The sequence below is a fragment of the Pseudoalteromonas sp. Isolate3 genome (assembly GCF_022398505.1).
GTDB lineage: Bacteria > Pseudomonadota > Gammaproteobacteria > Enterobacterales > Alteromonadaceae > Pseudoalteromonas > Pseudoalteromonas apostichopi.
Genome location: NZ_JAKEVN010000134.1, coordinates 1 through 9,847, shown reverse-complemented (window position 1 = coordinate 9,847; position 9,847 = coordinate 1). Strand labels below are relative to the sequence as shown.

Here is a 9,847-nt window from a genome sequence, read left to right as displayed (position 1 = left end):
GAATTCCAGATTTATTAATTTGCTCAAAAGAGCGAATTAAAACCAAATTTGCTTGGTGACAATAGCGTTTTGGACCCACCTGACCCCATGCCGAACTCAGTAGTGAAACGAAACAGCGCCGATGATAGTGTGGCATTTGCCATGTGAAAGTAGGACATTGCCAGGCTCCAAATTAAAGAAAGCCCGATTCGAAAGAGTCGGGCTTTTTTGCGTCTGGAGCTGTCAGCTTTCAGCCGTCAGACGTCAGCTGAAATGTGGGGTTGTATAGTGCAGAGTCTCCCTCAGCAACAAAACGAGTAGGAGGCACGTCAGTGCCGTATCTAGACCTTAACAAACACATTCATGGCTAAAGCCATTCCTACAAATACACTCTTCCTAGAACATAGAACCTAGAACCTAGCAATTCTTAGTGCCTCCGGCGGGATCTTATTGCTTAGGGGAGACTCTGACCAAAACACCTCCACCGAGCGGCTGAACGCTGACGGCTGAAATCTGATAGCTCTGTGTTGGGTTTCGCTGCGATCTACCCAATGTACCAACCAAATTTACCCTTTGTTGCAATTTTAATCTTGGTTTAGTACCTGAGCTATGTAAAACTATTTGCGTTTTTAAACCACAATCAGGTGACATGAATGTCTCAAATAAAAGCTTGGAAACTTATTAGCCTGTTTTGTTTGGTAAGCTTGCTTATGGGCTGTGAGTCGAAAGAAGAGCAGCTGAAACAAACAATACAACAATCCATAGAAAAAGCTGAGGTTGAATTAAATCAGCTTGGTACAGCGCTTGATAATGGCTCTTTGCGTAATGCGACGATACTTAAACAATACGGACAGGTGCTTGCTGAGCAGCAGCCGCAACTTTCTGAGATCGCACGAGTAATTAGTCTTGATGCGACCCGTGACGGGGCTATTTATACAGGTCTTACACAACGCTTAGCAGATGTTAAGTCTACTTATCTAATACCACCTTATGAAGATACCCTTCATCAACTTGATCTCATTCGTGATGCTGCCAAGCCATCTTTATTTCAAGATGCGCTTACTGATCCTATCAATATGCTTGCAGACATGTCGCAAGGGTCACTAGCAAGGGTTGGCGCTATTAGTGAAGCAGCTGAAGGTGAAAGCGTTGGTAACCAATTGGTCGGTAACCCTAACTATGGGCAGTGGCAAACTAATAGCAACGGTACAAGCTTTTGGGTTTGGTATGGGATGTATCGTATGTTGGGCGATGTATTCGACCGAGTTGAATATGGTCGCTGGAGCAGAAACAGAAAGTACAGCTATTACAATGACTATGGCCGTTATCGTTATTCGAGCCCAAAACAGATTAAAGCACAACAAACGGTAGAGACGCGTACTCGTCAGTCTTATCAACGCCAGGGTAAACAATTCACTAGTCCGTATGCCACTAAACGCAGTGGTGCATCTGGATTAAGCCGAAGCAGCTATACACCACCACGCACCCGTAGTAGCTATGCTTCTAGCAGTAGTTACAGTAAAAGCTCTGGGTCATTACGAAACAGCTCGAGCAGAACATCACGTGGCATTAGCCGCGGTAAGTAGTGAAAAGAATAACCACCGGAGTTACAACATATGTATGAATTTAATGGAATAACAACTTGGTCGTTGCAAGCTTTAGCAATCGACTTTGCAATCATTATCGCTTTATTTGTCAGCCTAAAATTTATCAAAGGCTGGGTATCTAATTTACATGCTAATGATGAAATAACTGAGCGCGACAATTTTGCTTTTGGTATTAGTTTTGCGGCCGGACTTGTGGCACTTGCCATTGTTCTTAGTGGTGTAAGCAGCGGCGCATTTGCACCTACCCTACAACAAGAAGCATTACAAATGCTAGGTTATGGTGTGATGGCAATTGTGCTTATTAAGCTTGGTCACTTCTTCCAAGACAAGGTAGCGCTTCGTAAAGTGAGTCTGCATGACGAAATCGTAAAAGGCAACGCAACTGCTGCATTGATTGATTTTGGTCATGTAGTGAGTGTAGCTATTGTTATTCGCTCAGCTTTATTTTGGGTGGCGACCGAAGGCTGGCATGGTATTCCAATCGTGATCGCGGCCTTTGCAATTGGCAGCATTGCGATGCTATTGATCAGCCAATATCGCGTGCAGTTATTCAAGCGTACTAATCGCAGTGGTGACTGCTTGCAACAAGCGGTTATCGACGGCAACTTAGCCGTGGGTATTCGTTACGCTGGCTTTTTAGTGGGTAGTGCATTGGCATTAACTGCTGCATCAGGTATCGCTCCTTATGCGGCTGACAACATTGCTGCTAGTTTAGGTTACTGGGCATTAAGTGCAGCGGTAAGTTTAGTTGCCTTCATTTTATTACACTTAGTGACTATCAAAATCATCTTATCAGGCTGTGATATTTCAGATGAAGTAAACCGCCAGAAAAACGTAGGTGTAGCTGCTATCTCTGCAGCGGTTTCATTTGCGATAGGTTCGACTATGGCAACCTTGTTAGGTGCCTAATTAAGTGTCTACTACAACAAGCGCCCCAAGTAGGGCCAATCTACTTGGGCATGACTTCCTATTAATAACTGTTATGGCCGTACTCGCTGGGTGCGGCCTTATTTATGAATATCTGCTATCTCATTATGCAGGTCGGGTTCTAGGCTCGGTCGAGAGCGCCATTTATGCCATGATTGGTACCATGATTGTGGCTATGGGTATCGGTGCTTTTTTAGCGCGTTGGTTTAAAGATGCATTTACTGCTTTTGCTTGGCTTGAGAGTATTATTGCTTTGGTCGGCATGGGCTGTATTTTAGCGATTGCTAGCGTTATCGCTGTGAGTTATTCATTGCCGCATATCTTCTCTGAAATTTTTAACCTGCCTGCGGATACTGTCCTTAACGGCTATGTATTTGAAAAGCTACAGGAGTGGTCACGTTTCTTACCCTATGTGTTTGGCCTATTACTCGGGCTATTAATTGGTATGGAGATCCCTTTGATCGCGCGTATTCGCCAGCAGGTTTATGGTCGCTTTTTAGAAAATAATGCGGGTACTATTTACGGGGCTGATTATATTGGCGCCGGTGTCGGTGCTGCGATTTGGGTAAGCATTATGCTTGCAATGCCAATTATGCAAGCGGCAGCTTGGACGGCGTTGTTTAATATTATTGCTGGTCTGGTGTTTTTATGGCGCTATCATCAACATGTTCGCTTCGCTAAGTTATTGTTGGTTTGCCATGTACTGTTGTTGATGTTTTTTGCATTTGTGCTCGTGCTTGGCACCAGCTGGATGAAAAACCTCAGCAATGTTTTATACAAAGATAAAGTCATATACTCGCAAGCAACCAAGTATCAGCACTTAGTGTTAACCGAGCGTTTAAGTCGCAATCAGCCGAATGCAATTACTGATCTTTACCTCAATGGCCGTCTACAGTTCTCAAGTGTGGATGAGCAAATTTATCATTCAATGCTTGTGTATCCTGCTATGTTGGCTTCAAATCGTCATGACCGCGTGTTGATCATCGGGGGTGGTGACGGGCTTGCATTGCGCGATGTTTTGAAGTGGCCAGTAAAGCATGTCACCTTGGTTGATTTAGATGGTCAGTTGTTAAACTTATTTGGCAATGAGGTCGGTGAATATGACGCGCCAGAGGAAATAAGAACACGGTTAACAGCGCTAAATAAGCATTCTATGAGTGATCCTCGCGCTGATATTCGCATTGCAGATGCCTTTTTAGAAGTTGAAGCTATGTTGGCAAAAGGCATGCGCTTTGACACTATTTTGATTGACCTACCAGACCCTAACCATCCTGACCTTAATAAGATGTACAGTGACTATTTTTATAATCATGTGCGTCAGTTGTTGGCGCCTGATGGGGCTGTGGCTGTGCAATCAACATCGCCTTATCATGCGAAAAAAGCGTTTTTAAGTATTGCTAAAACAATGAAAGCAGCTGGCTTTGGTTATGTTGAGCAATACCAACAAAATATTCCTTCGTTTGGTCAATGGGGTTGGACAATCGCGACCACGGCTGGCAAATCAGCAAGTCAGCGAATTCGTGAAACTAACGAATTACCAGTGCCATCTCGTTGGGTAAGTAAAGAATATTTATTGGCTTCTTTTGTGTTTCCGAATCATTTTTTTGAACAAGTAAACACGATAGAAGTCAATAGATTAGGTTCTGGAACCTTATATGATTATTACCGCCAAGCGTGGCAAGTTGAAACCGAATTGTACAAAAATTGATATTTTATAGTTGACATAATATGTCGGCTATGCAAATCTTAACTCAGACATAATATGTCAAAACGTAAAAAGGTGAGACATGGAATTAAATGAACTATCAATCAAACTGGCTTCTTTTGAAACAGAAGGTGTGAGCTTTGAGTCTTTCTTGATTGCCAACGAAGGTGAACAAGATGTGTTACAAGTTATCGTCGATGGGAATGATGAGTTACCTATCTTTGTTACTCAAACAGAAGAGCAATTACTGTGTATTAGCTACCTGTTTGCTGAAAACGAAGTACAAGCAGATATGCGTAATGAGTTAAACGAAACGTTACTACGTTTAAATGTGCCAATTCCATTAAGCGCATTTGCAAAAATTGATGACAAATACGCTATTTTTGGCGCGCTATCGGTTAATTCATCGTTTGATGATATTACCCATGAGTTGGTAACACTGGCTGACAATGCGATTGATGCACTTGAAGCCGTGACCATTTATTTAAACGATTAATTAGCAATTTCTGGAGTTAAGATTATGAGTATTTTAAAGAAACTATTTACAGCTGTACGTGGTGGCGCTCGTGAAGCAGGACAAGCAGTTGTTGATGCAAACGGTATCCGTATCTTTGAACAAGAAATTGCTGATGCACAAAATGCCTTACAACGCGCTAAGAAAAGCCTTACCGAAGTAATGGCAAAAGAGATGCAAACTAAGCGTAAAATTAGCGCACTAGATGCATCAATTGCAGAACATGAAGCGTATGCAGGTCAAGCACTTGAAAAAGGTAACGAAGCGTTAGCATTAGAAATCGCAGAAAAAATCGGTGATTTCGAAGCTGAAAAAGCAGAGCACGAAGAAGTGTTAGCTGGCTTTAGTAACCACATTGTGCAACTAAAGCAGCAAGTTAAAGATGCTGAAAAGTCGATTAAAGAAAACCAACGTCAATTAACGATGGTTAAAACGACTGAAAGTGTGCAGCAAGCAACAATGGCTGTTAACAGCACGCTAAATACTAATAGTTCATCAATGACATCAGCACGCGAGTCTCTAGAGCGTATTAAACAACGCCAGCAAGACCGTCAAGACCAGTTAGGTGCGGCTAAGCAATTAGAAGCTGATACTAACGGCGATGATTTAAAAGCGAAAATGGCTGAAGCGGGTATCGGCGATACCAACCCAAAAAGCGCAGATATTTTGGCGCGTATTAAAGCAAAACAAAATAGCTAATCAGTTAACGGAAAGACAAAAGGTAACCCACGCACTGGGTTACCTTTTTTGCTTCAACAAGGAGTCAGCCAATGTTTAACTTTTTCAAATCTAAAAAAGCACCAGAGCGTCAGCTTACTGATCCAAGCCAATTACTCGTTGGTGATATGCTAACTGTGATTGATTCGTTCGCTTACCCAAGCTGGTTAAAAGGACAGACACTGCGTGTTATTGATGTGCAAACGTATCAGTATCAACGTAGTGCAGAGTATGAGCTGGTACTCGAGAGTGAATCTGGCCAAGTGGTGTTTTTGCAAATTGAATCAGATGACGGTGAACAATGGGCAAACTTTGCGATCAAAATTCAGCGTGATGATGTTGATGAGATTTTTACCTTTGATGAGTTCGCTCGTATTTTTGATGAAGATGAGCTAACGGCAATTAATGTGCAGAATAGCCCTGAACGCTTTAGCCACTTTTTAGCATCAAGCTATAAACAAACAGAAGCCCCTTATGTGTGTTATTTCCATAATAAGGATTACCGTAATCAGCCTTTACCTCGTTACGAAGACGAAGGCGGTGAACCGTGTGAAATGATTTGTTTAAGCTCTGATGATGAATCACATAGTTTAAATATTGAGATCTGGGAAGGCGGTGAAACAGAAGTATCACTCACGTTAACTAGACCAATTAGCGATATTGTTGATTTATTTCCTGGGGATGCCAAGTGAGTGATGCAAAAGCCAAGTGGCAGCGTCAGGAGCAGGCCGTAAGAGCCACGCAAATGGCGTTTGATTTAAGCAGTGAAGTGCAAAAATCAATAAAAAAACAAGCAATTGACCAAGAGCTTACCCCATCAGATATGATCCGTAAGATTTTGGAGCTCGACGTTAAATCGAAAAAAACCAGGCAGCGTTTATCGTTTAACTTAAATGATGAAGAGATTGCCTTATTGGCTGAGCGTTTTGGTGTTGCAGCCGATGATAAGCGTGCTGTAAAGCAGCGGGTTGCTGAATTACTCATTGAACATAGTAAAAAAAGCTAAGGTTTTGCCTTTACTTCTTTAAGCCCTTACACTGAGACTAGATGTTTGAAAGAAGTGGCATGACTGTGGATATTATTTTACTTGCGTATTTAGTTATTTTTGCATTATTTGGCACTGCAGCAAGTTACTTTGTTCGCTACATTTATGCTTACTGGGTGCATAATACAATGCATGTAAAATACATTTATAAGGCCGGGGTTTGTATCATCAGCGTGGTGATAGTATCCGGCCTTATTGCATTACTTACTTAATCTCGATGGCTTGGCATTGCTGTGAGATACACAGCGATTGTACCGGTAAGACAGGTGAACAGTCGTTAACTGTTAATGCTTGACCAGATGACCTCTCAACTGCTGTAATTTGCTCAGCAAGTTGCTCTGCTTTTTCTTGTGCCGTGTTCAATGTTGAATAGACCACATAGCGGCTTGGGCCACCACATGCTCTTTCACCGACTTCTAACACCTTACATTGAAAACTAGCTGTACAACTATTATTACTAACGATATCGTTCAGCTGATCATTTAAATCACTCAAATCAACGCGCACAGAACTACCCGACGTTGTTGTTTCACAACCCGTTAAAGCAATACTTGCTAACATAGTTGTAGTGATGAAAAGTTTCTTTAAAGTCGATGAACGAACCATTATTGCTTATTCCTTAGTATACACTTGCCGCTGAGCCTTCGATTTTAACACAAGTATTAGCAGAACACTGCGCACCTGGTGCGGTTAGATGCTGACAAATACTCATCATGTCGTTCGCTGCGTTAAATTGTTTTTCAAGGGCAGTGATATCTTTTGCAAGTTTTTCAACTTCAGCCGTGTCAGCTGTTTTGGTTGAATAAACAATGAAGCTACTTGGGCCGCCACAGGCACGGCTACCAACAGGTAATACTTTACATTGGCTGCTGTTATCACAGCTTGGATCATCGATTAATTGTTTAAGCTGCTCATGGGCTGAGCTGATAGTGGCTTTATCTGGAGCTGCTTTAGTCACTTCTTCAGTATTTTCTATTTTTACGGCTTTTGGTGCCTCGACAAGTTTATCGCTTGTTGCCGTTGATTCGGCTTGCCCATCCGTTGCAGCGTCAGAGCACGCAGTTAATAACACAGGAAATAAAATTGCCAATAGAGGATAGCGCATAACATACCTAAAAATCGTTGAATAAGTACTCACTATCATACACATTGCTCAAAGTGGAGCAATAAAAACGTTAGTTTTGAGAAAGTAGCTCTGTTATCACAGAGCTACAGGAGTACTAAAGGATTACAAACCGCCTTGGGTTAGTTTGGCTGGGTTGAGTAACTCACTCAATTCTTCACGTGAGATATCAGTATGTTCTGCAGCAACATCAATAATTGGACGGCCTTCTTGATAAGCTAATTTGGCAATTTTAGCTGCTTTGCTATAGCCAATCACCGGATTAAGTGCCGTAACCAGAATTGGGTTTTTGGCGAGTGCTTTATCAACATTGCTCTGGTTTAATTTAAAGCTGGTAATCGCTTTATCTGCAAGTGCCTCACTGCTATTAGCCAGCAGTTCGATACTTTGCAGAATGTTTAAGGCAATCACAGGTAGCATCACATTAAGTTCAAAATTACCAGCTTGACCAGCCACAGTAATAGTGGCGTCATTGCCAATAACTTGTGCGCTGACCATAGCTGCAGCTTCAGGGATTACTGGGTTTACTTTACCCGGCATAATTGATGAACCAGGCTGTAAGGCTTGAAGCTCGATTTCACCAAGACCTGCAAGAGGGCCTGAGTTCATCCAGCGCAGGTCATTGGCTATTTTCATCTGTGCTACGGCTAATACCTTAAGCTGACCCGAAAGCGCTACAATAGCATCTTGTGAACCTATGTTATAAAAGAAGTTTTTGCTCGGGCTAAAGCGAATACCTAAATTCTCACTTAAGTGCTGACAAAACTGACCGGCAAACGCTGGATCGGCATTGATACCAGTACCAACGGCTGTACCACCTTGTGCAAGTTCACAAACCCGCTCTAGTGCTTGGCGAATACCTGTCATGGCGTGATCGACTTGTAACTGCCATGCAGCTAATGTTTGCGCAAAACTTACTGGCATGGCATCCATTAAATGAGTGCGACCAGTTTTAACAATATGGCCGACTTCGGCTTGCTTGTTTTGCAAGCTTTGACTGAGTTTATCTAGTTTAGGAAATAGTTCATAAATGATGTTAATAGCGCTACTTACAGCAATTGCTGTGGGGATCACATCATTTGAGCTTTGTCCCATATTCACGTCATCATTGGGGTGAATAGTTTCGTTTGCCAGTTGGCTTGCCAGTGTCGCTATTACCTCATTGGCATTCATATTAGAGCTAGTGCCAGAGCCGGTTTGAAATACATCAACAGGAAACTCTGAAAAGTGTTTACCATCGATGATTTCTTGGCATGCTTGCTCAATTGCTTTCGCTTTGCCTTGGTTCAAGTGACCTAATGCGGCGTTACTTTGTGCGGCGGCTTGCTTAATATAGGCGAGGGCTGTGATAAATTGCTTAGGCATGGCTAAGCCACTAATTTTAAAATTGTTGATAGCACGTTGCGTTTGAGCTTGATACAAAGCGTCTGCTGGGACTTGTAGTTCGCCCATGCTATCTGATTCGGTTCTAAATTGGCTCATAAACACTCCTAAATCGGGTTAAATTCTTGGCTGAGAAGACATGCTTCTCGCTCCAAACTGAAATACTTTTCAATACAGTTATGAGTTTTGTAATAACGCTTTAGCGCAAGTTGCGGTTTATAAAGCTGAGCCAAACATTGTTTACGAATTGCATTATGTACCAATGAATCACACATCTTTTCAAGCAATTCATGAAAGGTGCGTCTTAGATACAGCTCTTGCAAAATAAAGTTGTGATGCTTTTCGTAATAGCGTGCAATGTTTAAACCCGCTTCAACATAGTTAGCAACAAGTGCAGGGGCATGTAGCCCTGGTCTTTGGCAAACACATTTCATTTGCCGCTGATATTGCAGCATAGCATTGTGAGAGTGCATAGAAAAACCGATTAGCTGTAATGATAATTGTTATCATTACAGCTAATCGGTTTTAGTGCAAGTCTTATCTAGTGAAGCTAAGACTGGATAGATTAACTGTGAGTGATTAATTGTAGCCGAGAATAAAAATCTGGTCTGTTTCATGTTTTTTCGGCGCCTGTACATTTTCTTTATTACATTGAGAAAGTAGTTCGATCACAGTTGCTCTAGCATCACAACTTGTTAAGGCGGCTTTTTCGCTTTCAGCGCGTTCGCTGGCAGCAAGTGCTGCATCTACAGCAGTGTAGGGTGAGATATACATAATATTACTCCTATTGATTAATTCACTTAAGAAATTGCATAAGCTGTACCAATATTAATTAATAATCGTAACC

The 9,847-nt window shown here is 42.0% G+C and carries 13 protein-coding genes and 1 rRNA gene; 9 read left to right on the top strand and 5 right to left on the bottom strand.

Going from position 1 to position 9,847, the window contains the following annotated elements; all coding sequences use genetic code 11:
• The first annotated feature begins 51 nt into the window (after positions 1-51).
• From rrf to L1D46_RS18150, 9 genes are all read left to right on the top strand, one after another.
• Positions 52-166, top strand: a 5S ribosomal RNA gene (gene rrf / locus L1D46_RS18190).
• A 466-nt stretch (positions 167-632) separates the two neighbouring features.
• Positions 633-1,565 (top strand): CHAD domain-containing protein, encoded by a 933-nt coding sequence (locus tag L1D46_RS18185; protein ID WP_130050098.1) that lies wholly within the window; start codon positions 633-635, stop codon positions 1,563-1,565.
• Positions 1,566-1,595: 30 nt separating this feature from the next.
• The gene (locus tag L1D46_RS18180) at positions 1,596-2,495 is read left to right on the top strand and encodes a DUF350 domain-containing protein (protein ID WP_130050097.1); all 900 of its coding nucleotides are present in this window, start codon (positions 1,596-1,598) and stop codon (positions 2,493-2,495) included.
• A gap of 4 nt (positions 2,496-2,499) precedes the next feature.
• Positions 2,500-4,221 carry a polyamine aminopropyltransferase gene (locus tag L1D46_RS18175; RefSeq protein WP_167658780.1) on the top strand — a complete coding sequence of 574 codons (1,722 nt, stop codon included), beginning with the start codon at positions 2,500-2,502 and terminating at the stop codon, positions 4,219-4,221.
• 79 nt (positions 4,222-4,300) lie between these two features.
• Positions 4,301-4,714 (top strand): DUF2170 family protein, encoded by a 414-nt coding sequence (locus L1D46_RS18170; protein WP_054563728.1) that lies wholly within the window; start codon positions 4,301-4,303, stop codon positions 4,712-4,714.
• 24 nt (positions 4,715-4,738) lie between these two features.
• Positions 4,739-5,431, top strand: coding sequence for a PspA/IM30 family protein (locus L1D46_RS18165; RefSeq protein ID WP_239977995.1), 693 nt, complete (start codon positions 4,739-4,741; stop codon positions 5,429-5,431).
• 71 nt (positions 5,432-5,502) lie between these two features.
• A complete protein-coding gene (locus L1D46_RS18160; protein WP_239977994.1) occupies positions 5,503-6,141 on the top strand; it encodes a hypothetical protein in 639 nt (212 codons plus the stop codon).
• Positions 6,138-6,455 (top strand): hypothetical protein, encoded by a 318-nt coding sequence (locus tag L1D46_RS18155; protein WP_054554605.1) that lies wholly within the window; start codon positions 6,138-6,140, stop codon positions 6,453-6,455. The genes L1D46_RS18160 and L1D46_RS18155 overlap by 4 nt, the downstream gene beginning before the upstream one ends.
• Before the next feature lie 65 nt (positions 6,456-6,520).
• The gene (locus L1D46_RS18150) at positions 6,521-6,706 is read left to right on the top strand and encodes a hypothetical protein (RefSeq protein WP_239977996.1); all 186 of its coding nucleotides are present in this window, start codon (positions 6,521-6,523) and stop codon (positions 6,704-6,706) included.
• On the opposite strand, the gene L1D46_RS18145 is transcribed toward L1D46_RS18150, so the two are convergent.
• The 5 genes from L1D46_RS18145 to L1D46_RS18125 all read right to left on the bottom strand — a co-directional run bounded on the left by L1D46_RS18145 (position 6,699) and on the right by L1D46_RS18125 (position 9,774).
• Positions 6,699-7,100 (bottom strand): hypothetical protein, encoded by a 402-nt coding sequence (locus L1D46_RS18145; protein ID WP_130050093.1) that lies wholly within the window; start codon positions 7,098-7,100, stop codon positions 6,699-6,701. The genes L1D46_RS18150 and L1D46_RS18145 overlap by 8 nt on opposite strands.
• A 13-nt stretch (positions 7,101-7,113) precedes the next feature.
• On the bottom strand, positions 7,114-7,599 hold the full coding sequence (locus L1D46_RS18140; RefSeq protein WP_167658782.1) for a hypothetical protein: 486 nt from the start codon (positions 7,597-7,599) through the stop codon (positions 7,114-7,116).
• Between the two features lie 123 nt (positions 7,600-7,722).
• Positions 7,723-9,099 carry a class II fumarate hydratase gene (locus L1D46_RS18135; RefSeq protein ID WP_239977993.1) on the bottom strand — a complete coding sequence of 459 codons (1,377 nt, stop codon included), beginning with the start codon at positions 9,097-9,099 and terminating at the stop codon, positions 7,723-7,725.
• Between the two features lie 8 nt (positions 9,100-9,107).
• The gene (locus L1D46_RS18130) at positions 9,108-9,473 is read right to left on the bottom strand and encodes a hypothetical protein (protein WP_167658784.1); all 366 of its coding nucleotides are present in this window, start codon (positions 9,471-9,473) and stop codon (positions 9,108-9,110) included.
• Positions 9,474-9,579: 106 nt separating this feature from the next.
• Positions 9,580-9,774 (bottom strand): hypothetical protein, encoded by a 195-nt coding sequence (locus L1D46_RS18125; protein ID WP_130050090.1) that lies wholly within the window; start codon positions 9,772-9,774, stop codon positions 9,580-9,582.
• Positions 9,775-9,847: the final 73 nt, after the last annotated feature.

Bases quoted from the DNA above. Each gene is read 5' to 3' on its own strand.
- L1D46_RS18135 (WP_239977993.1), bottom strand. From the start codon at position 9,099: ATGAGCCAATTTAGAACCGAATCAGATAGCATGGGCGAACTACAAGTC.
- L1D46_RS18185 (WP_130050098.1), top strand. From the start codon at position 633: ATGTCTCAAATAAAAGCTTGGAAACTTATTAGCCTGTTTTGTTTGGTA.
- L1D46_RS18160 (WP_239977994.1), top strand. From the start codon at position 5,503: ATGTTTAACTTTTTCAAATCTAAAAAAGCACCAGAGCGTCAGCTTACT.
- L1D46_RS18130 (WP_167658784.1), bottom strand. From the start codon at position 9,473: ATGCACTCTCACAATGCTATGCTGCAATATCAGCGGCAAATGAAATGT.
- L1D46_RS18170 (WP_054563728.1), top strand. From the start codon at position 4,301: ATGGAATTAAATGAACTATCAATCAAACTGGCTTCTTTTGAAACAGAA.
- L1D46_RS18180 (WP_130050097.1), top strand. From the start codon at position 1,596: ATGTATGAATTTAATGGAATAACAACTTGGTCGTTGCAAGCTTTAGCA.
- L1D46_RS18140 (WP_167658782.1), bottom strand. From the start codon at position 7,599: ATGCGCTATCCTCTATTGGCAATTTTATTTCCTGTGTTATTAACTGCG.
- L1D46_RS18125 (WP_130050090.1), bottom strand. From the start codon at position 9,774: ATGTATATCTCACCCTACACTGCTGTAGATGCAGCACTTGCTGCCAGC.
- L1D46_RS18145 (WP_130050093.1), bottom strand. From the start codon at position 7,100: ATGGTTCGTTCATCGACTTTAAAGAAACTTTTCATCACTACAACTATG.
- L1D46_RS18165 (WP_239977995.1), top strand. From the start codon at position 4,739: ATGAGTATTTTAAAGAAACTATTTACAGCTGTACGTGGTGGCGCTCGT.